The 22,314-nt window shown below is 70.4% G+C and carries 14 protein-coding genes; 2 read left to right on the forward strand and 12 right to left on the reverse strand.

Going from position 1 to position 22,314, the window contains the following annotated elements; translation table 11 throughout:
- Window positions 1-2: 2 nt before the first annotated feature.
- The 12 genes from G4D83_RS16200 to pssA all read right to left on the reverse strand — a co-directional run bounded on the left by G4D83_RS16200 (window position 3) and on the right by pssA (window position 18,892).
- On the reverse strand, window positions 3-1,118 hold the full coding sequence (locus G4D83_RS16200; RefSeq protein WP_163865659.1) for an LptF/LptG family permease: 1,116 nt from the start codon (window positions 1,116-1,118) through the stop codon (window positions 3-5).
- Window positions 1,115-2,227 carry an LptF/LptG family permease gene (locus tag G4D83_RS16205; RefSeq protein ID WP_163865660.1) on the reverse strand — a complete coding sequence of 371 codons (1,113 nt, stop codon included), beginning with the start codon at window positions 2,225-2,227 and terminating at the stop codon, window positions 1,115-1,117. Before G4D83_RS16205 ends, G4D83_RS16200 begins: the two co-directional genes overlap by 4 nt.
- Window positions 2,224-3,489: a phosphoribosylamine--glycine ligase gene (purD, locus tag G4D83_RS16210; protein WP_163865661.1), complete on the reverse strand. Its 1,266-nt coding sequence runs from the start codon at window positions 3,487-3,489 to the stop codon at window positions 2,224-2,226. The genes G4D83_RS16205 and purD overlap by 4 nt, the downstream gene beginning before the upstream one ends.
- Window position 3,490: 1 nt before the next feature.
- The gene (locus G4D83_RS16215) at window positions 3,491-6,391 is read right to left on the reverse strand and encodes a zinc-ribbon domain-containing protein (RefSeq protein WP_163865662.1); all 2,901 of its coding nucleotides are present in this window, start codon (window positions 6,389-6,391) and stop codon (window positions 3,491-3,493) included.
- Between the two features lie 3 nt (window positions 6,392-6,394).
- Window positions 6,395-7,939 carry a bifunctional phosphoribosylaminoimidazolecarboxamide formyltransferase/IMP cyclohydrolase gene (gene purH / locus G4D83_RS16220; RefSeq protein WP_163865663.1) on the reverse strand — a complete coding sequence of 515 codons (1,545 nt, stop codon included), beginning with the start codon at window positions 7,937-7,939 and terminating at the stop codon, window positions 6,395-6,397.
- Between the two features lie 99 nt (window positions 7,940-8,038).
- On the reverse strand, window positions 8,039-8,533 hold the full coding sequence (locus G4D83_RS16225; RefSeq protein WP_163865664.1) for a sigma factor-like helix-turn-helix DNA-binding protein: 495 nt from the start codon (window positions 8,531-8,533) through the stop codon (window positions 8,039-8,041).
- Window positions 8,534-8,588: 55 nt separating this feature from the next.
- Window positions 8,589-9,113, reverse strand: coding sequence for a MerR family transcriptional regulator (locus G4D83_RS16230; protein ID WP_163865665.1), 525 nt, complete (start codon window positions 9,111-9,113; stop codon window positions 8,589-8,591).
- A gap of 308 nt (window positions 9,114-9,421) precedes the next feature.
- Complete coding sequence (locus tag G4D83_RS16235) at window positions 9,422-11,956, reverse strand: serine/threonine-protein kinase (RefSeq protein ID WP_163865870.1); 2,535 nt, start codon at window positions 11,954-11,956, stop codon at window positions 9,422-9,424.
- 18 nt (window positions 11,957-11,974) lie between these two features.
- Complete coding sequence (locus G4D83_RS16240) at window positions 11,975-14,455, reverse strand: serine/threonine-protein kinase (protein WP_240356355.1); 2,481 nt, start codon at window positions 14,453-14,455, stop codon at window positions 11,975-11,977.
- A 147-nt stretch (window positions 14,456-14,602) separates the two neighbouring features.
- Window positions 14,603-14,947, reverse strand: coding sequence for a hypothetical protein (locus G4D83_RS16245; protein WP_217911100.1), 345 nt, complete (start codon window positions 14,945-14,947; stop codon window positions 14,603-14,605).
- Window positions 14,948-15,129: 182 nt separating this feature from the next.
- On the reverse strand, window positions 15,130-18,087 hold the full coding sequence (locus tag G4D83_RS16250) for a choice-of-anchor D domain-containing protein (RefSeq protein WP_163865667.1): 2,958 nt from the start codon (window positions 18,085-18,087) through the stop codon (window positions 15,130-15,132).
- A 160-nt stretch (window positions 18,088-18,247) separates the two neighbouring features.
- Complete coding sequence (gene pssA / locus G4D83_RS16255) at window positions 18,248-18,892, reverse strand: CDP-diacylglycerol--serine O-phosphatidyltransferase (RefSeq protein WP_141643788.1); 645 nt, start codon at window positions 18,890-18,892, stop codon at window positions 18,248-18,250.
- A 292-nt stretch (window positions 18,893-19,184) separates the two neighbouring features.
- Here pssA and G4D83_RS16260 point away from each other — a divergent pair, with 292 nt between their 5' ends.
- Both G4D83_RS16260 and G4D83_RS16265 read left to right on the forward strand, forming a co-directional pair.
- Window positions 19,185-21,584 (forward strand): penicillin acylase family protein, encoded by a 2,400-nt coding sequence (locus G4D83_RS16260; RefSeq protein ID WP_275902375.1) that lies wholly within the window; start codon window positions 19,185-19,187, stop codon window positions 21,582-21,584.
- Window positions 21,585-21,854: 270 nt separating this feature from the next.
- Entirely contained in the window at window positions 21,855-22,301 is a 447-nt protein-coding gene (locus G4D83_RS16265) for a DofA protein (protein WP_163865669.1), read from the forward strand.
- Window positions 22,302-22,314: the final 13 nt, after the last annotated feature.

Genomic DNA, 22,314 nt, shown 5'->3' on the forward strand with positions numbered 1-22,314 from the left:
CGCTACCTCACCGCGAGCCAACGGCGGGGCAGGTGGAGGAAGCCCTCGCGACGCAGCCACAGCGCCCCTGCCGCCAGCACCAGCAGGACGGGGGGAGTCCACGCCGCCACCAGGGGGGTCAATCGCTCGGTGAGCACCAACGTGCGGCACACCATCATCAACCCCCACATCGCCACGGCGACAAGCAGGCCCTCGACGATGGCGGCGGTGAGGTGCCCCCGGCGATTGGTGCGCAGCGCCAACCCCACCCCCAGGAGCGCCGCCGGCAGCGCCGCGAGCGGATAGGCGAAGCGATTGTGCAGCGCGAGCTGGAACTGCTTCGTCGCCAGACCCACCTCGCGGCGCGCGACAATCTGCTCGCGCAACTCCCTCACCCGCATCTGCTCCGGGCGTCCTGGCCGGATGCGGAAGGCCGAGGCGGCGATGCCCAGCTCGTACTCGGCGCTTTCCAGGCTCTTCACCGACGTGTGCTTCTCTCCGGCGAAGGAGCGCTCCACCACCTCCGTCAGCCGCCAGCGCGTCCCGTCCAGCCACTCCATCCGCGATGCGTCCAGCCGCCGCTCCAGCTTGAACTCCCGCGACAGGGTGAAGATGGACACGTCCTGGAAGCCCTCCTGCGCGCTGCCCGCGCGGAGGAAGAAGATGTGGTCGCCGCGTCGGAACCATTGCTTCGGCGTGTAGTAGAAGCGCCAGTCGCCCCAGCGATTGAAGCGCTGTGTGGTGATTTCATCGACGCGCCGTCCCGCGTGCGTCGCGATGACTTCGTCGAAGGCGATGAGCCCCGTGCACGCCATGAGTCCGAAGGCCAGCACGGGTGCGTACAGCGCCGTGGGACCGAAGGTCAGCGCGCGGATGGCCGTCACCTCGCCCTGCTTGCGCAACGCGGACACCGTCGTGCCCGCGGCCAGCAGCAGCGCGGCGGGCCCGAGCTGCTGCACCGCCATCAGCGCCTTGTAGCCGTAGAGCTTCGCCGCATCCATCACCCAGCCCGGCCCCGTGTACGTCTTCGCGCGGTCGACGAAGTCCACCACCACGAAGACGAGCACCAGCCCGCCGAGGATGCCCAGCGCGAAGCGGATGTACGTCTTCAGCACGTACCCGAAGAGCGTCAGTCTCACCGGACCGTCCCCGAGCGGCTCACCCGGTACAGGGCCACCGCGCCCACCAGCATGAAGATGACGTTCGCCAATTGTCCCGCCAGCGGCGCCGGCAGCTTGCCCTGCTGGCCCAGCTGCTCGAAGGCGCGGCTCAAGAGGTAGTACAGGACGTAACCGCCCAGCGTCAGGAGATAGCCCCACGCGCGGCCCGCCTGTCGGCGACCGATGGCCAGCGGCGTGCCGAGCAACGCGAAGGCGATGGGCGCCAGCGCGCCCCCCAGGCGGCTGTGCAGCGCCATCCTGAAGCCGCGCGCATCCCCACCACTCGCCTCCGCCTCGCTCGCGGCCTGGAGCAGCTCCGACGGCGTCAGCTCCTCCTTGGCGGAGGTGAAGCGGCCCCGCTTGCCCATGGACGCGCCCACGCCCACGCTGATCTCCGCCCGGTCGAAGTGGATGACGCTGTAGTCCTCGGACGCGCGACCGGAGCGGTGCACCTCGCCATCCTCCAGGGCGAAGCGCAGCACCTCTCCACCGCTGGACGTGCCCACCTGGCCCCGGTGCGCCAGCACCAGCAGGGGTGAGTTCGCCTCGCGGTCATCGTGCAACAGCACGTTCGTCCACTTGCCATCCTGGGAGGACACCTGCTCCGCGTACAGCGTCAAGTCACTCAGGTCCTCGTAGAAGGTGCCGGACTTCACGTCGCCGACGACGTTCTTCCGGATGACCTCGCTCACCAGCTCCTTCACGCCCGTGAGGCCCCAGGGTTGCGCGGTGGAGGTGATGATGAGCATCAACACGCTGAGCGCCACCGCCACGCCCATCGGAGCGAAGAGCAGGCGCGTGGGGCCCACACCCAGCGCCTGGAGCGCCGTCAGCTCGCGGTCCTCTCCCAGTCGCCCGAGCCCCAGCAGGATGGCGAGCAGGAACGCAATGGGCAGCGCCATCATCAGGAAGTGCGGCGTGAGGTAGGCCACCAGCCGACCCAGGTCCAGCACCGTCACCGACGAGCCCAGGAGCACGTCCGTGCCTCGCAGGAACTGCATCACGAACAGCAGCAGGAACATGAAGGCCACCCACACACCGAGGGGGACCAGCAGCTCACTGAGGAGATAGCGGGAGATGCGCGTCACGGCGCGGCCTTCATCCCCTTCGCGCCGATGTCATGACGGAAGTGCATGCCCTCGAAGCGCACCGCCTCCACCGCCGCGTACGCCCGCTCCCGCGCGCGCGACAGGTCCTCGCCCCGCGCGCACACCGTCAGCACCCGCCCGCCGCTCGTCACCAGCGCGCCGTCCCGCGCCTCCGCGCCCGCGACGAACACCGTGGCGTCCGTCGGCACCGCGTCCAGCCCGTCGATGCGCTGCCCCTTGCGAGGCGCGTCCGGATAGCCCTGCGCCGCCAGCACCACGCCCACCGAGGCGCCCGGCGCCGTCACCAGCACACGCGGCTCCAACTGGCCGCGCGCGCACGCATCCACCAGCGGCAGCAGGTCCTCGCCCAACTGCATCATCAACACCTGCGTCTCCGGGTCTCCGAAGCGCGCGTTGAATTCCAGCACCTTGGGCCCGCCGCGCGTGAGCATCAGCCCCGCGTACAGCACGCCCTTGAAGGGAAGCCCACGACGGCGAAGCACCGCCAGCGTGGGGGCGATGACGCTCTCCCCCACCTCCGCCAGCTGCGCCTCGTCGAGAAACGGCGCGGGACTGTAGGCCCCCATGCCGCCGGTGTTGGGGCCGGTGTCTCCATCTCCCACGCGCTTGTGGTCCTGAGACAGCGGCAGCATGACGTAGCGCTCGCCGTCACAGAGCGCCATGGCGGAGACCTCCTCGCCCTCCAGCAGTTCCTCCAGCACCATGCGCTGCCCCGACGAGCCCAGCGCCGCCACCGCTCGCACCGCCTCGCGCGCGGAGTCCACGTCGTGCGCGACGATGACGCCCTTGCCCGCGGCCAGCCCGTCCGCCTTGACGACGATGCGGCCCTGCGCCACCGCGTAGGCCTCCGCCTCGGCGGCGTCGGTGAAGGTTTTGAAGGCCGCGGTGGGAACGCCCGCCTCGGCCATGATCTCCTTGGCGAAGGCCTTGGAGCCCTCGATGAGCGCCGCGCCCGCCACCGGCCCGAAGCAGGGGATGCCCGCCTTCGCCAGCGCGTCCGCCACGCCCGCCACCAGCGGTGCCTCCGGCCCCACCACCACCAGGTCCACCCGCTCCCGCCGGGCGAGCGCCACGACCTCGTCCGGCGCGTCGGCCTTCACGGGCACGTTGGTCGCGAGCTTCGCCGTGCCCGGGTTGCCCGGGGCGCACAACAACCGCGTGAGCCGGGGACTCTGGGAGAGCTTCCACGCCAGCGCGTGTTCACGGCCTCCGGAACCCAGCAACAGGACCTTCACATCCACCTCACCGTTCCAACAGGTAGAGCATCCGCTTGGCCGGGAGGTACGCGGGGTCCAACCCCACCACGCTCACCAACTGAGCACGCGCGCCGTCACGACGCTGCGGCGCCTCCAGCTCCGCGAGCCGCGCCTTGGCCGACAGCAGCGTGGGAGACAGCCCCAGCGCCTCACGCAAGGAGCGCTTCGCGGGTTCCACCTGACGGCTCTCCGCCAGCACCAGCCCCTGGGCCAGATGCGCCACGGGCAACTGCCGCCCCGCGGACACCGCGCGCGTCGACAGCGCACGCGCCTCGTTCAGGTTCCCTCGTCGCAGCGCGATGAGCGCCCGGTACGCCAGCGCACCCGCATTGTTCGCGTCCGACTCCAGCACGTCCCGGAAGTGCCGGTCCGCCGCGTCGAGCTCTCCCTGGTGGAAGCGCAGCAGGCCCTCGTAGAGGTACGGCCCCGGGTCGTCCGCGTTCACCGCGAGCGAGAGGATGACGTCCTCCACGCCCTTCACCGTCTCCGACGGCCGCATCCAGAAGCGCGTCACCAGGGGCCGAGGCTCCAGCCGCATCGGGTCCGCGCGCAGCGCCAGGTTCAGCGCGCGGAACGCATCCTCGCGCCGCTTCGCCCCCGCCGCCGCCACGCCCGCCAGGAGCTGCGCGTCCAGCCTGCGCTCATCCCGCGACACCGCCTCCTGGAAGCGCTCCAGCGCCTCCGCGGGCTTCTTCTCCAGCAGCAGCACGCGGCCTTCCAGCACCATCTCCAGGGCGCGGTCTTCCAGCCGTCCCTTGAAGCCCTCCAGGTGCTTGCGGGCATTCGCCGCGTCGCGCTGCTCCAGGGCGACGAGGAAGACCTGGAGGTGTGCCTCGGGCAGCTCCTTCGCCAACCCGAGCGCCTCCTCCGCGAACTTCACTCCCGCCTCGCTGTTGCCCGCGGCGCGCTCCGCGGCGGCCAGGTGCACGAGCACCTCCGCCACGTCGCGGTCGCCATGGCGCTCGCGGGCCTTCAAGAGCGCGCGCAGCTCGCGCACGCCCGCGGCGGGATTGCCCTCGGACTGGTAGCGCAACACCGCGAGCGGCAGCAGCGCCCGCAGCTCCCCGGGGTCCGCCTTCACGCGCGCCTCGTACAGCTTGCGCGCCTCGCCCGGCTCACCCACCTCCTGGTAGATGCGCGAGGTGGCCGACAGGCTGTCCCAGTCCCTGGGGTCCGCCTTCAGTCGCTTGCGCAGCGTGTCCAGCGCGAGCGAGTACTCGCCGGCCGACTCGTGCGCGAGCGCGCGGTAGTACTGGATGCGCTTGAGCTCGGGCGCCAGCTTCTCCGCGGAGTCGAAGTGATTGCGCGCCAGCGCCCCCGAGGACGACAGGAAACACCGGCCCAGCACCAGGTGGGCCTCGGCCTTCTGCGCGTCCGTCGCCTGCGCCTGATTGAGCGACTCGTCCGCCAGTTCCTTGGCCTGCTTGAGCGGCTCCGCCTGCCGTGAGCGCGTCAGGAGCAGGTTGGCGTGAGCCAGCAGCAGCAGCGGGGTGCGCCCCGCGCGAGACTCCGAGGCCTCGACCAGCGCGCTCGCCTCCGCGAAGGTGGAGTCGTCCAGCCCGGCGCCTCGTCCCAGCGCCAGCGCCTGGACATAGCCGGCGATGGCCTCGTCGCTGCGCGGGTCCAGGAGCAGCGCCTGCTGGAAGGACTCCTCCGCTTCCGCATAGGCGAAGCGCTCGTCACGGGCGAGCTGCTTCTGACCCTCCGCGAGCCGCTCCGCGCCGGTGCCCTCCAGCTCCAGGTACTTCAGCTTCCACCGAGGCAGCACCGCCTGCACGGCCTCGGGAATCGCAGCGACCGGAACCACCTCCGTCCGACGGCGCTCCGCTTCCTGGTGCTTCACGAAGAAGAAGCCGCCCACCCCCGTGCCGACGACGAGCAACGTCAGCCCACCCACCAGGGCCCAGCGGCCTCCACCCGGGGAACCACGCCCACCCTGCTTCTCCGCGGAACCGGAGCGGAGGCTGGAGGACGTGGTGGTTCGAGCCCCTCCCGCCGCCGCGCGGGGATTGCTCCGGGGCTCCGTGCCCAGCGAAGGCGCCGCGCCAGTCACGCCCGGCGCGGCGCGCGGGCCCGAGCCATCCCGGGGCATCAGCTCCAGCAAGTCCGCGCCACCCTCATCCGGCGACGAGAGCGGGGGCAGGAAGTCCACATTCCCGGGCGCGGTGACGGGAACCGGGGCTTCCGCCTTGGGCGCGGGTCCGCCCGCGGGCTCGCGCTGACGACAGTCGTCGCAGATGCCGAGCGCCTGGTCGAACGCATCCGTCAGCGGCTTGTCGCAGTTGCGGCAGCCCATGGTCGCGGGCTTGGGCGCGGCGACCACGGCGGGCGCCGGTGCGGGCGCGGGAGCCGTGCGCGGCGGAGCCGCCGGAGTCGGAGGCTTCACGGAGACCGGCACCGCGCCGGGCTCCGAGGAGATGCGCGCGACGGGAGCGGGCGGCGCCGCGGGCGCGGGGCCGAGGAAGTCGAGCAGCGGATCTCCTCCCGCCGAGGGAGGCCCTGGCGGCGGCCCCAGCTCCGCGAATGGATCCACCGGGGGCGCCGTGGCGGGAGTCGGCGACGGCAGCGCGCCGAAGTCCGCGAACAGGTCCGCTTCCGGCGCCGCGGCTTTCGCGGGCCGGGCCTGTGGGGCGGGAGGTTGTTCCGCGGGCGGATTGCCGAAGTCGCCGAACAGGTCATCCGCCGGAGGTGGCGCTGACGACGCGGGGGTGGGCGCCGAGGGACGCGGCGGTGCGGCCGGAGCGTCCCCAGAGGGCACGGCCGAAGGATCGCGCCGGACGAGCTGCAAGTTCCGGCAACGAGGACATTGCGCGCGGACACCCTTTGCCGTGATCAGTCGATCATCGATGGCATAGGCGGCCGCGCATTTCTGGCAGACGATGCGCATGAGTCAGTGCCGGAAGTGTCGCACTCCGGTCACCACCATGGCCATCCCATGTTCGTCGGCGGCCGAAATGACCTCCGCATCCCGAACAGAGCCGCCAGGCTGGATGACACAGGTCGCACCCGCCCGGGCCGCCTCGTCCAGGCCGTCCCGGAAGGGGAAGAAGGCATCCGACGCCACGGCGGCCCCCTGGAGGGCCTGCCCGCCGCGCTGCATCGCGATTCGGACCGAATCCACTCGATTCGTCTGTCCGCCGCCCTGGGCCAGCAGTTGGCTCCCAGAGGCGAAGACGATGGCGTTGCTCTTGACGTGCTTGCACACCTTCCAGGCGAAGCGGAGGGCCCGCTCCTCGTCCGGTGTGGGTGCTCGTTTGGACACCACCTTCCAGCTCAGCTCCGGCTCCACCGCGTCCCGGTCCATCAGGAGCAGGCCTCCGGACACGCTCCGGCCATCGAGCTGGGCCCTCGGCCGGACGGTCGGCGAGGCCAGCGACGCCCCCGCCTCCAGGAGCCGCAGGTTCTTCTTCGCCGCGAGCACCTGGAGCGCCGCCTGCGAATACGACGGCGCGATGACCGCCTCCAGGAACGTCTCCGCCATGGCCTGGGCCGTGGCCTCGTCCACCTCGCGGTTGAACGCGACGATGCCGCCGAACGCGGACGTCTCATCCACCGCCCGCGCCGTGCGGTACGCCTTCACCAGCGCGTCATCCACCGCCACGCCACACGGCGTGTTGTGCTTGATGATGACGGCGGCGGGACGCTCGGGGAACTCGAGCACCAGGCCCAGCGCGGCATCCAGGTCCAGGATGTTGTTGTACGAAAGCTCCTTGCCCTGGAGCACCCGCGCGAAGCCCACCGTCGGCTCCGAGGGCGCCGAGTGCTCGCGGTAGAAGGCGCCGCGCTGGTGCGGGTTCTCCCCGTAGCGCAGGTCCTGCGCCTTGCGGAACGACAGCGACAGCTCTCCGGGGAAGGGGTCGCCCGCCTCGGCGGACAGCCACGCGGAGATGGAGGCGTCGTAGGCCGCCGTGTGCGCGAACGCCTTGCGCATCAGCTTGCGCCGGGTGGTCTCGCCCACCGCCTTGTGCTGCTCCAGTTCCGCGAGCACCGCGGGATAGTCGTCCGGGTCCACGACGACGGCCACGTGCCGGAAGTTCTTCGCGGAGGCGCGCACCATCGCCGGCCCGCCGATATCAATCTGCTCGATGACCTCCGCCTCTTCCGCGCCCGAGGCCACCGTCTGGCGGAACGGATAGAGATTCACGGCGACCAGCGAGATGGGCTCGATGCCGTGAGCCTTCATCTCCTCGCGGTCCGCCTCCAGCTCCAGGCGACCGAGGATGCCGCCATGGATGCGCGGGTGGAGCGTCTTCACACGGCCGCCGAGAATCTCCGGACTGTGTGTGTGCTCGGACACCTGCGTGGCGGCGATGCCAGCGCCCTTGAGCGCCTCCAGCGTGCCACCCGTCGACAGCAGGCGGTAGCCCAGGCCAACCAGCCCCTGGGCGAAGGGAACCAGACCTCGCTTATCGGAAACGCTGAGGAGAGCCAGCACGTGTGCGCCTCGGTGTGCGGGAAGCGGCGGTAGTAGCAACCACCCCCTGGGGTGTCAACGCAACACGTCGGCGCTCCGTCGGCGGCGGCGAGCCGCCAGTCACATCGGCTTGCGGGCCGAAACAGGCGGCTCGGCCTCGGTGGCCTCGCGCAGCTTCATCAACCCGCGCGTCTCCACCTGGCGGATGCGCTCGCGGGTGAGGTTCATGATCTCCCCCACCTCCTCGAGCGTGATTCCACCCTTCTCCGCCACGTCCAGGGCGCAGGTGTGCTCGAGCTCCCAGATTTCCTTGTCCGGGAAGTTCAGCTTGATGGACCCCGTCTCCGGATTCACATCCAGATAGAGGTTGTGCTTGCAGGAGACGAACATGCACGGGCGAGGACCGTTGACGCAGTCGGCGCGGGTGCGCGGACGCGTGTCGTCCATCTGCTTGAGCAGGTCCGCCTCTTCCGGGTCCACCTGACCCGTGAGACGTCGACGGCGCAAATCACGCGCCATCTCCTTGCGCGACATCGTCTTGGACCGTCGGCGCTCCTGGCTCAGGTCCTCTTGCGCCTGGTCTCCGCCCTCCTCCACTTGCTTCACTTCCGACATGTCCCCTCCACGTGAGGCCAGTCTAACCGGGTCCACCGGCTCCAGGGCCGGCATCTTATTGCGAACTCATCGTTTCGTCTTCGCGTGCGGTGACTGCGCTGCCCAGCCGGGCCACGTCCCGGACCAGATCCTGCGCTCTTTGCCGCAGCGTTGCCAACTGTGCTTCGAGCGAACGTCGGTGCTCCCCCCCGAAGGCCCGCTCTCCCAACTCGTCCCGCAGCCCGTCGAATAGACCGCCGAGGTCCCGCTCCACCTGGTCGATGTGATTGCTGTGGAACACGAAGGACTTCTTGATGTCCTCGAGGGTGTGCCCCTCCGCCATCATCTTCTTGATGACGTTGATGCGGCGCACTGCCTCCACCGGGTAGAGCCCCAGGCTCCCCTGGTGCTTCCCCTTCCGCCCCACCCGGCGACTCCTCGGTAGCAACCCCGCCTGGACGTACTTGCGGAAGGTCGCCTCCGACAGACGCACGCCCCGCGGACGAAAGATTTCCAGAATGGCGCTCGCGGGGAGTCCTCCCGCGTTCTCGCGCTCAATCCGAGCAATCTCGTCGGGAGCCAGCAGGTCCATCGATTCCATTGAATATAAGCTACTCAGAGGAGGACACTGAGTGCCAGAAATGGGCCTTCGGTGTCAAGGAAGACCGCTACAGGTCCGTTGCGGTGTCGGCCGGTTCACGCTTCGAAAACGGGCGCGCGCGCCACGCGCCAGGCGGCACGGCGCGGCCTCACCACGGGGTGAAGGAAGACCCGGAGCGCTGGCGTGTGGTGGTGCCCGGGGTGTGATGGAACCCGGGTCCGCGCGCACGGCGGAGCCCCAGGGGGCGCCGCGCGGGTGTCAGCGCGGGAGTAGCAGTGAGACGGGGGATGCGCCGAGGTGGCGCGGGGTCAGCGGCCGCGCGGCGGGCGGAACTCGCGCGTCACCGTGGCGCCGGCGGTGATGGTGACGTCGTAGCGCTTCTCTCCCGAGGGATGCTGGAAGAGGAGCTTGTAGGTACCCGGAGCCAGCTTGTACGAGGCGCGGCCCGAGACTTCACCCAGGCGGCGGCCGTCCAGGAACACCGTCGCGTACGGGGTTGCCCGGAGCTGGAGCAGGCCTGTCGCGGCGGCGGCTCGCGGCGCGAGGTCCGATGGAGCGTCGACTGACTTCGGTGCCGTGCCGAGGACGGCCTCCCGCTTCAGCCCATCCACCTCCGCGTCCGAATCGGAGGGCTCCGGCTCGGGGTTCGCGGCGGAGGGAGTGCTGCCCGGGGAGACAGGGCGCGGCTCGGGCTGAGCGGGCGCCGTGTCTTTCGTCTCCTTCACGACACTTCCGACGGAGCCGGCGGCGGGTGCCGAAGGCCGGGCGGTGGCGGGAGCGTCAGTCGGCGTCGATGCGACGGTCGGCGGTGCGTGGGTGGGACTCGGCGTCTCCGCGGACTGGTCGGAGCGGAGCCCATTCATCACCCCGGCGCCCACGATGAGCAGGAATCCGAGGGCCATCGTCGCGCCTACCATGCGACGCGGCCTGAGCCATCCCGAGCGCTTCGGCTGTCCAGGCGAGGACTCGGTGACGGTGGGGACCTCGCTGCCCGAGAGTGACTGAGGGCCGCCCTCTCGCGCGCCGGGCACGTGCGGCCGCGCGCTCGCATCGCGGACATTGGAGGCCATCCCGGCGTCACGGTCCTCGGAGCCGCGCGTCGAGGCTGGAGCTTCCGACGCGGCGGTGAGCCGCATCGACCTGGCGCCGTCTACCGCCTCCACGTCAGGTGACGTTCCCTCTGAATGAGCCGAGGAGCCCACCACCGCGCCGCGCTGCGACGGTTCGTCAGCCCCCTGCCCCGGCTCCTCCCCATGACTCGAGGACCGCGACAACCCGGCAGCGCGCCCTTCCACTTCGGAGGCACCATGCGAGGCATCCGCCTCAGACGTCGAGGACCGAGCCAACCCGGCAGCGCGCTCCTCCGCCTCGATGACATTACGCGCGGCATCCCCCCCTGGCATCGACGAGCGCTCGGACTCGGCCTCTCGAGGCGAAGCCCCGGCGGCGCCCTCCCTCGACACGGGCGCCAGGCCACTCGAACGGCTCGGCGTCTTCGTGGGCGCGGCGGGCGTGATGTCGGAACGCGGCCTCTCCTCCGGTGAAGCCACCGCGGGCGTCCCCTCCGGGCGGCTCGGCCGCACGGAGGCCATGGGCGCGGCCAGCGGCGGCAGCGGCGCATTCGCGCGCGGCACGGGGGACGAAGCCACCGCGGGCAACGGCATCATCGGCGTGGCCATGGGCGGCAGCGGCACGGACAGCGCCTCCACGTCCTCCCCCCGACGCGGGAGCACGAAGGTGGACGCATCCACGTCCTCATCCGGTGACGACGGCGGCGCCATCCCCGCGCGCCCCGCCCGCATCACCGCCGTGGGGTCCCTTCGCGGCGGAGGCACCAGGTCCTCTTCATCATCGTCATCGGGGACCGGTGCCCCGTCGACGACGTGCGTGCGCTCCTGCACCGCGGGCATCGCCTGCGTGAGGCTCCCGGGAAACAGGCGCCGCATGAAGGCACCCAGGTCCGTGTCATCCACCGACTTCGCGTGCTTCAGCACGCACTGGGCCAGCGCCCGCTCCAGCTCACCCGCCGTCTGGAACCGCGCGGCGGGGTCGCGCTCCAACGCGCGCATCACCACCGCGTCCAGCTCCGGGGGCACCTCCGGATTGAGCCGGGCCGGCGGCGGAATGACGCTGAACTGTACCGCGCGCAGCACCGCGACTTCGGAGTCCCCGTCGAACAACCGCCCGCCCGTCACCATCTCCCACAGCACCACGCCCAGGGCGAAGAGGTCCGTGCGCGCGTCCACCGCCTCTCCGCGCGCCTGCTCCGGGGCCATGTACGCGAACTTGCCCTTGAGCACCCCGGGCTGCGTCAGCTTCTTGCCCGCCTTCGCGATGCCGAAGTCCGTCAGCTTCACCGCGCCGTCATACGACAGCAGCACGTTGTGCGGCGTGACGTCCCGGTGCACCAGGTCCAGCGGCTGCCCGTTCACCTTCAGGCGGTGCGCGTAGTGAAGCCCTCGGGCCACCTCCGCGCCCAGGTGCGCCACCAGCACCGGCGGCACCGGGTCCATCAGCTCCTTGGACTTGCGCCGCAGCTCCCACAAGGAGCAGCCACGCACGTACTCCATCGCCAGGTAGTACGTGTTCTCGTGCTTGTCGAAGTCGAAAATCTGCACCACGTTCTCGTGGTTCAGCCGCGAGGCCAGCCGCGCCTCCGCGATGAACATCTCCACGAACTCCGGGTCGCTCGCGAGGAAGGCACGCACCCGCTTGATGACGACTTCCTTCTCGAAACCCTCCACCCCGCGCGCGGTGCACAGGTAGATCTCCGCCATCCCGCCCTCCGCGAGCTTGCGGCGGACGACGTACTTGCCGATCTGCGCACCGGCGACGAGCGTCATGGGCTTCGGGAACATGCGCTATTCGAACTTCACGCTCACCACGTTGAGGTCGATGGCCTTCACCTCGATACGTCGACTGAGCGTCTTCTTGAGGTCGGGATTGAAGAATTTGCAGTCATAGGTCCCGACGCGCAGCTCCACCGCCTCGAAGGGCGTCTCCCCCAGCTTCTTGCCTCCGCACGTCACCTCCGCCCAGGGCCGCACCGCGAAGCGGACCTTCGCCGTGCGAGTCTCCGCGCGAGGCTCCGGCCTCGGAGGACGCGACGGCGGCGGCGTGGGAGCCACCACCCGAGCCTCCGGATTCAGCGTGAAGCGCTCCACCTGCTCCGGCCCCGAGCCCACCGTCACCGTGCGCTCGCTCGACTGGTGCTTCGCGGCCTCCACCCGGACGGCCAGCGCCACGCCCGGCTCGGCCTCCAGCATCACCGGCGCCGCGCCCTGCTGCCGCCCATCCACGAAGACGACGGCCTGCGCGGGCTGCGCCTCCACGCGCAACCGCACCTTCGCCACGGCCACCGGCTCCACGGGCACCTGGACCGGCGCCGTCTTCTCCACCGGAGCCTGCTGCGCCACCGGCACCAGCCGCAGCACGCCCAGCGGCACCGGCCCCGTCGCCTGGACCTCCAGCTCCGTCCTCAGCTCCTGGTAGCCCTCGTGCGACAACACCAGCGAATAGCGCCCCTCGGGCATCCCGGGCAGCGTCACCGGCGTGCGATCCGCCAGCTCCTGCCCGTCGAACATGACTCGCGCCCCGACGGGCACGGACTCCAACCGCGCCGGCGCCTGCACGGCGGACCCCGGCTTCAGCCAGCCCCACAGCAGCACCAGCACCACCAGGCCCAACCCCACCGTGGGAATCCACCACCCCAGCCGGGAAGCCGGGGGCGACGCCTCCGCCTGGCGCCCGGCCGCGCCCTTCTTGCGGCCCGGTCGCGACATGCCCAGCGACAACGTGGGCGCGTCCTCCTCCTGCTCCTCCAGTTCCTCGGCTCCCCGAGGCAGGGGCAACGACAGCCGTGACGGGCGCGGCAGGGGGCCCGCCATCTCCGGCATCGCCAGCGTCGGCGCGTCCTCTTCCACATGGTGCGTGACGGCGGGCATCGGCCGCGTGACGGCGCGCCCCTCCGGGCCGTGCGACTCCTGCTCCCGCGCTTGCGGGTTCGCCACGCGCGAGGCGGCCCGTCCCTCGGCCGGCTTCGGCTCCGTGGCGATCTTCACGTCCGTCAGCGTCGCCCGTGAGGCGGCGCGGCCGTCCATCGTCGGCGCGTCCTCCTCCACCTGAGGCGGCGCCTGCACCGCGCCCAGTCCCGAGCGCGAGGAGCGCTCCGGCGGCGCCGGGTCCACCTGACGGCGCTGGCCCGTCAGCCGGCCGCTGGGGGACTCCAGTTCGATGCGGCCCGTCTTGCCCGTGCCGCGAGGCCGCAGCGCCGCCGTCTCCCCCTCCTGCGCCCCGGTGGAGCGCGGCAGCGCGGGCCGAAGCCCCGACCGCCGCGAGCTCGCATCCTGGCGCCCGGAGCCCGAAACAGGGTCCGAGTCCTCCGTCAGCAGCTCTCCCGAGCGCGCCTCCGACGCCAGCCGCTCCGCGTAGATCTCCTTCATGTACGCGCCGACGTGGGCCGTCGACGAGGGCAGCCGCCGCTCCGTCAGCCAGTCCTCCAGCGCGAGCTGAAGGTGGGCCGCCTCCTGGTAGCGGTCCGCCGGGTCCTTCGAGAGCGCCTTGAGGACGATGGCATCCAGGTCCTGCGGCACGCGCGGGGACGCCTGCGACGGCGGCACCACCTTGCACTCCGCCACCGCGGCCAGCGTCTGGATGTCGCTGGGGCGCTTGAACAGGCGCGTGCTGGTGAGCAGTTCGTACAGCACCACGCCCAGGGCGAAGATGTCCGAGCGCCGGTCCACGCGCTGCCCCGCCGCCTGCTCCGGCGACATGTACGAATACTTCCCCTTCAACACGCCCGAGCGCGTGACGGTGGCCTGGTCCGCCGCCTTGGCGATACCGAAGTCCACCACCTTCACCCCGCCCTCGAACGTGACGAGGATGTTCTGCGGGGACACGTCGCGGTGGACGATGTCCAGCGGCTTGCCCGTCGTCGGGTCCGTGCGCTTGTGCGCGTAGTCCAGGCCCGAGCACGCCTCGATGAGGATGCGACACACCAGCGGCACGGGGATGGGCTGCCCCATGGCCTCCGACTGCTTCCACACCCGCCGCATGTCCTCGCCATGGATGTACTCCATGGCGATGAAGAACGAGTCGTCCTGCGCGCCCAGGTCGAAAATCTGCACGACGTTGGCGTGGTTGAGCCGCGCGGCGATGCGCGCCTCATCCAGGAACATCTTCACGAAGTCGTCGTTCTCCGCGAGGTGCGGAAGGATTCGCTTCACCACCACCAGCTTCTCGAAGCCCTCCGGACCTGGCTGGCGCGCGAGATACAACTGCGCCATCCCGCCCATGGCGAGTCGCTTCAGGAGCTGGTACCTGCCATACGTTTCAATGGTCACGGCGACCCGACCGCACCCCACCCACGGGGAAAACCCACGGCCCGTGGCCTTCCGGAATCCGGGCGCGGCGAAGCCCCGAGCGTAAGCGCACACGACAGGGGGGTCAAACCCTTGTAGACACGGCGGAACCCGTGCCCCCCTCCGTGGTTACCGCCGGGCGGCGCGGACCTCGCGCGACTCCCGCATCAGCGCCTCCAGTTCGTCCAGGTGGCGCTTGAGCACCGGCATCAGCACCGGGGCCGCATCCACCCTGTCGAACAGGTCCAGGACCCGGTCCACCTTACGCTCGATTTCCTGGGCTCGGGCCGGCGTGATCCGTCGCAGGAGCATGTCCGCTCCCGCCTCCATCAACGCGCGGGCGACGGCATCCCGGGAAGCGAGCGGCTCTTGCTGTCGGCGGCCCTCGCCCTGAATCACCCGCAGGCCCGGGGCGCGCGCCGGGGAAGAGCGAGCCACGCTCGTCGTCTTCGTGTTTTCGGAGTCTGGGGACATCACCGGGTGCCTCCTCGGCGGGCGCGGGTACGACCTCAGGGTACACACCGTGAGGAGCCCTCCAATTTTCTGGTCATCCGCACAGGCGGAGCCAGACCTGTAGCACCCGGGACCGACATGAACGTCGAGGGCCGGATGACCGGCCCTTCGACTGGCGCACACGACGCGCCTGCTCCCCTGCTTCAGCCCGCGTCGCAGGAGCGACGGTAGGAGATGGCCACCTTGGCGCCTGGCGCGGGCACGTGGGTGAAGATGACGCTGTTGGTGGGGGCGTCGTAGCGCCAGCCCGTCGTCACCGGGGCGCCGTCCACCGTCACCGTCACGCTCCCCGGCTCCGGAGCGTCGCTGAGCGGGAAGCGGTCCTGCGCGGAGAAGGCCTTGTTGGCCACCGCGGCCAGGAGCGGCCCGTAGTTGGCCGCGCAGACGTTCATCACCTCGCCACCGGTGCGCGCCGTCGCCTCCGCGTAGCGCGTGCCGGTGCCGCCCGCCGTTCCGCACGCCGTCGCCGTGGGGGCAATGGCGTAGAACGTCGCGCGCTGGGGCTGGTTCTGCCCTTTGCGCTGCTGCGCCCACTGCACGTAGGTATCCACCGCGTCCGGCGAGTGGTCATCCTCGTCGCCCACGAACACGACGACCAGGGCCGCCGAGTCACGCAGGAAGCCCAGGTTGCCGTCCTGCGCCGCCGGCGTGCGGGGATCATCCGCGTTGTTCACCAGCGGCGGAGACAGCGCGCGGCGCATCGCCTCGAAGCCCTGCTCCACCTGGGCGCACTGCCCCACCTGCACGTTCTGCTGGAGCAGCGCCGTCAGGTTGGGCATGCCGTTGGTGAGGATGCGAGGCCGCGCGTTGTCCACGGGGAAGAAGCGCCCCGCCTCGCCGCCCTGCGCGCCGCCGGGGCACGTCGCCGCCACCTGGGTGATTCCCGTCGTGGTGACGGCCACGTGCATGTCCACCTGCTTGGCGCGCGCCGCGTCCACGAACGAGGGGATGGCGGACACCAGGCGCGGGTGCTCCTCCACCATGGACGCCGTGTTGTCCACGACGAAGAGGACGTCCACCTTGCTCACGTCCTGCTGGGTGAAGGTGTCCGTCTTGTCCGTGCGCTTGGAGGACTCGCCGATGAGCGGCACCAAGAGCGGCGCGGGCAAATCACTGGAGCTCACGTAGAGCGGCGACAGGTTCATGCCGTACACCTGCGCGGCGTAGTCCAGGTCCACCGTGAAGGCGTCGCCGGGCTGCAGCGTGAAGGGCATGGGCGCGGGCACCCCGCCCAGGGTGAACTCGCCGTCCGTCGTGCCCGGGCCAATCCACACGTTGGACACCGTCACCGGCATGGTGCACGCGTTGAGGTAGTTCACCTCGCGCGGCTCGGGCGGACAGTCGCGCCGCGCCACGCCCCAGTCCACGTACCAGGGCGACGCCATCAGACACGTCGCCTGCGAGTGGGCCAGGAGCGGCACCAAGATGACGGGATTGACGGGGTCCATCTGCTCCACCTGGAGCATGCCCGTGAAGTCTCCGCCGTCATGAGGCGCCTGGAAGGCCACCTGGAAGCTGAACCAGTCCCCCGGGTAGATGATGACGCCGAAGAGGTCCCCACCCGGCATGCGGAAGCTGCCGCCGCCGTTGTCGCGAAGTTGGATGTTCTTCACCGGGCACAGGTCCGTGCCCTTGTTCTCCAGCTTCACGCCCAGCACCGCGCCCCGGCCCGGAGGCACCGTGCCGAAGTCCAGCGCGAGCGGCGTCACCGTGAGGTCGCAGGGCGCGTGCTCCTGCGCGGTGCCCTGGAAGTCCAGCTCCACCGTGGCGGCCGAGTACGCGTTCGTCGTCAGCACCAGCACGCCCGTCGCCGCGCCCGGACGCATGGGCTCGTAGAAGACGGAGATGTTGACCTCCTGCCCCGGCTGCAGCGTGAGCGGCATGGCCAGCGGGGTGTTGTTGAACTGGAGCGCGCCCGAGGGGTCCGGCTGCCACGCCAGCGACTCCAGCGTGAGCGCTCCCGCGTTGGAGGAGCCACAGTTCTTCACGTTGACGATGACGCGCGTCTTCGAGCCCAGGGGCTGGGTGCCGAAGTCGTAGGTCATCGGCGACACGCACAGCTCCGACGCGCCGCCGAAGCCCCTGAGCTTCACGTCGGTGGTGGGGTGCCGCTTGCTCACCACGTGATAGCGGGCCATGTCGTCCGCGGGGCCCATGTGGCCGGGGCTGTAGCGGAACTGGAAGCCGCGCACCTCGCCGGGCTGGAGCACCAGCGGGAAGCCCGCGTTCGCCTGGGAGAAGGAGGCATCCAGCCCGTCGAGCGTGAGCCGCGTGACGGTCATCGGCTCGGTGCTGATGTTGTGGATGCGAGACTCGCGGAAGGCCTCTCGGTCCACCGGCACCGCCGCGAAGTCCAGCACGGGCGGCTCGGCGATGACGGCCTGCTCCAGCGCCTCCGCGGCCACCTGCACCGTCACATCCGCGCAGCCCCGGCACGGCGTCACCGCCAGCGCCACCTGCTTGCGGCCCACGCGCACGGGGTTGAACGTCAGGGGCAGCTCCGCGCTACCGCCCGGGGCCACGACGACGGGGCCCGCGACGAACTCCGCCCGGTCCGCGCCGACCAGGCGGGGCGTCACCTCCACGGGCAGCTCCGTGGGGTTCTCCAAGGTCAGCACCAGCGTCTTCGTCGAGTCCGCTTCAATCCGCCCGAAGTCGAGCATGCGGGGCGACACCCGAGCCCACGCGTCGATGCCCAGGCCCGCCAGGGGGATGCGCATCAGCGGCTCGATGCGCGTGTCCGAGCGCACGACGAGGAACGCATCCTGGCCGCCCGCCTTCATGGGCGCGAAGCGCACGCGCAGGGCGCACGCGCTGCCAGGCGCCAGGCTGTGTGGCCCCTCGTGCGTGAACTCCGCCCGGTAGGCCCCTTCCGGGCCCTCCACCCAGACCTCGTTCACATCGACAGGGGCCCGGCCCACGTTGCGCAGCGAGATTTCCGTCTCGCGCGCATCGAAGAGGGCGACCTTCTCGAAGTCCATCCCGCCCGGAGTCGCCGTCAGCCGACCGTCCGCGAGGGACGACCGTTCACGATCAGCACACCCCGCGGCAGCCACCAGCCCCAACACCGCGAGGGCCCAAATGCCCCAGCGCCCCGTCATGGCCTCCACCCCTTCCCCACGCCCATCGCCCGGTTCCGCCCCGCAAGCCTCGAACGAGGCACTGGAGCGGATCAGTTGGCCAAGCTAGGCACCCACCCGTGGGCGGGCAACCACCCACGAAGGGCAATCCCGGTGTCAGGGGGGGCCGCCCCGTTCACTTTCAAATCTTCGGGATTCGCAGCGTCTTGCTGATCATGGCACTGCCGCTGGCCGCATACAGCAGCACCAGGGGATGAAGCACCACCGGCCCCACGTCCCACGCCCCACCCAGCAGGGTGTCGCCAATGCGCCCCATCCACGTGGCCGCCGCCAGCACCATCACCAGCGCCAGGCTGGTGGGAATGGGCGTCCCCTCGAAGTACTTCACCTTCCCCGTCGCGTCCGCCAGCTCCGCCGACGTGACGTTGAAGCGCGCCAGCCGGCTGATGCCGCACGCGACGAAGTACAGGAGCACCGCCACGTCCAGCGCCCCCCGCATCCCCACCGCGAAGGCCAGCGCCGCGGGCGCCATGCCGAAGGAGATGACGTCCGCCAGGGAGTCCAGGTCGGCCCCCAGCGGCGACTTCTTGTAGCGCCACCGGGCGATTCTCCCGTCCAGGACATCCATCACCAGCGCCACCGGCATCAACGCGAAGGCCACCCACAGGAAGCCCACACGCCACGTGGCCAGGTACTGCATCGCGGCGAGGATGGTCCCCGCTCCCGCGAAGCCGTTGCCGAGCGTCACGAAGTCGGCGAGCACGAAGGTGCGAATCATCGAGAAGTGGCGGCGCGGGCGGCGGGCACGCGGCTGCTCGGTCGTCATATTCGCGCTCTCCTAGCACAGTGAATCCTCACTGCCCGTCCCTCACTGCGGCGTTTCGTGCCGCGGTGCGTCTGACTCCAGGCTCCCAGGAAAAGTCAAACCTCAGAAAACTTTTGACGTGCGGATCAGCCCCTTCCTACGCTCATTGTCATCCATGCCTCCAAACCATTCCGTGTCCTCTTCGCGGGGGGCGACCTGGAAGTCCGGGCGCTCCCGCTGGCACCTCCCCCTTCTCGCCGGACTGAGCCTCGTCTTCGCCACCGCATGTGGTGAGGATGATGACGGCGGCCCGGTGACGCCACCCGTGGAAGAAGGCCCTCCGAAGTACGAGGCCACCATCCGGCGCACGTCGCACGGAATCCCGCACATCATCGCCAACGACATGGGCAGCCTGTCGTACGGGCAAGGCTACGCGTTCGCGAAGGACCACGTCTGCATCCTGTCGGATCAGATCATCAAGGTCCGCGGTGAGCGCGCGCGCTACCTGGGGCCGGGCCCCGGCAACACCTACGCGGGCAGCGACTTCGGCTACCGCGTCCTCCAGCTCCAGGAGAAGGCCCAGGCGGCCTTCCCCACCCTGCCGGCCGACATCCAGGAGATGTTCAACGGCTACGCGGCGGGCTTCAACAAGTACCTGTCGGAGACGCCCGCGGCGCAGCTCCCCGCGCCCTGCACCAACGCCCCCTGGGTCAAGCCCATCCAGGGCGTGGACCTGCTCGCCTACGACATCAGCGTGGGCCTCGCGGCCAGCAGCTACCAGCTCATCCTCGCCATCGCCGCGGCCACCCCGCCCATCCCCGGCGCGGGCTCCGAGGGCCGCCCCGTCCCGGGCAGTTGGAAGGTGGAGCGTCCGGACTTCAGCCAGGTCGGCAGCAACGGCTGGGCCATTGGCGCGGAGCGCTCCGCGTCCGGCCACGGCATGGTGGTGGCCAACCCGCACTTCCCCTGGGAAGGCGAGCTGAAGCTCTGGGAGAGCCAGCTCACCGTGCCCGGCCAGCTCAACGTGTACGGCGTGGGCCTCCTGGGCGTGCCCGCGGTGCTCATCGGCTTCAACGAGAACGTGGCGTGGACGCACACGTTCTCCTCCGGCCAGCGCATGACGCTCTACGGGCTGCAGCTCGTGCCCGGCAACCCCACCCGGTACAAGTACGGCACCGAGGAGCGGGCCATGAGCTCCCGCGACATCACCATCCTGGTGAAGCTGCCGGAGGGCTCGGTGACCAACATCACCCAGCGCTTCTACAGCAGCCACTACGGCCCCATCATCGTCATCCCCGGCACCGCCGAGTGGACCCAGCAGACGGTGCTCAGCTACCGCGACGCCAACCTGGACAACACCCAGCTCGTCACCCAGTTCGTCGGGATGAACCGGGCCAAGAACCTGGAGGAGTTCCAGAACGTCTATGCCAACATCCAGGGCATCCCCTGGGTCAACACCATGGCGGCGGACCGGGCCGGCAACGTCTGGTACACGGACGCGACGCCCACCCCCAACCTCACCCCCACCGCCATCGGCACGTGGCGCGCGGCCTCCGGCGGCCTGGACCCGACGACCACCGCCATCTGGCAGGGCATGGGCCTGGTGCTGCTCGACGGCAGCAACCCGGAGAACGAGTGGCGTGACGCCGCCGGTGCCCGCGGGCCCGGCCTGGTGCCCTTCAGCGGCGTTCCCAAGCTGGCCCGCCGCGACTTCGTCTTCAACGCGAACGACAGCTACTGGCTGGCCAACCCGAACGCGCCGCTCACCGGCTACTCGCCGCTGCATGGCCTGGAGGACGTGGGCCAGTCGCCGCGCACGCGCATGAACGCCGTGCTGCTGATGGAGCAGAACGGCGCGTCCGGCTCGGACAACAAGTTCACCACCGCGGAGCTGGAGAACGCCATCCTCGGCAACCGCGGCATGATGGCGGAGCTCTTGAGGGACCAGGTCGTCGCGCGCTGCACGGGCAAGACGACGGTGCTCTACAACACCACCGTGGTGGACATCCGCGCGGGCTGCGCGGCGCTGGCCGCCTGGGACATGCGCTACGACGTGGGCAGCAAGGGCGCGGCCCTGTGGCGCGAGTTCAGCGGCCACTTCAGCATGGCCGCCCTCTCCAACGGCCCCGGCTCCCCGTCCAGCACCGGCACGCCGTTCGCGGTGCCCTTCGACGTGGCGCAGCCCATCGCCACGCCGCACACGCTGGTCGCCGAGCCCCAGACGGGCTCGGACCCGTCGATGCTCGCCCTGGCCGCGGCGGTGTACCGCCTCCAGGTCGCCGGCATCCCCGTGGACGCGCCGCTGGGTGAGTCGCAGTACACCACCCGCGTGAACGGCCGGAAGATTCCCATCCACGGCGGCGGCGCCTACGACGGCACGGCGAACGTCGTCTCGTGGGGCACGCTCAAGTCCACCACGCCCGACTCCGACTTCAGCGCGGTGCGCGGCACGCCGCTCAACTCCCGCACCAACCTCACCAGCACCGGCTACAACGTCAACAACGGCAGCAGCTTCATCATGGCCATGGAGTTCACCCCCACGGGCATCAATGGCCGCGCGGTGCTGACCTACAGCGAGTCCAGCGACCCCGCGTCGCCGTACTTCTTCGACCAGACGGAGCTGTTCTCCAACAAGCAGTGGCGGCCCATCGTCTTCACCGAGGAGGCCATCGCGGCCACCCAGGTGGAGGAGAAGAAGATCTCCGGCAACTGACGTCCCGCGAGGCTCCTCTCCTCACTTGAGGGGAGCCTCGCCCAGTACCCCTAAAGCCCCTGCTCCGGCGGGGGCTTTTGCTTTGGCGCGGACAGTCGGTGACGCCTGGAGGGGAGGCCTCTGTCCGCCCGGCGATGCCCGCCCTTTGGGGAGGCTTCCGCCGTGACGCGGCGAACCCAGGATGCCCTGGCAGACCGCCCGGCACCGCATGGCAGCACGCGGTGAAACGGCCCCGGGGGCAACGGTCCTGCGAAGGAGCGGCAGTTCGCCATGACGTCACCCGTCTACAAGACCGCCATCATCGACAGGGTCTTCTTCCTGCGCTGGGAGTCCCCACCCAACCGGGAAGACCTCCACGCCGTCTTCCAGCAGATGCGCGAGACGCACGAGCGACTCAAACCGCCCCTGGTGCTGGTGGCGAGCCTGTCCTCGAAGTCCGCGGTGCCCAACAGCGAACAGCGCAACAACCTGTCCGCCTTCCAGACCGACGCGCGCCCGCTCTTCACCCAGATTCACGCCATCGTCGAGGGCAACGACCTGCAGTACAACCTCCAGCGCGTCATCATCGCCGGCATCAACATCGTCACGCGCACCCACGACGAGACGCTCCAGCGCGTGCACCAGCGCGCCGAGCAGGTCGCTCCGCTGCTCTCCGACAGCCTGGGCGTGGATGGCTCGAAGGTCATCGAGGAGGCGCGCAGGCGCGGCGTGGTGTGAGCCTGGCAGGCGC

Origin of the sequence: Myxococcus eversor, from assembly GCF_010894455.1 — a bacterium.
Taxonomy (GTDB): Bacteria; Myxococcota; Myxococcia; order Myxococcales; family Myxococcaceae; genus Myxococcus; species Myxococcus eversor.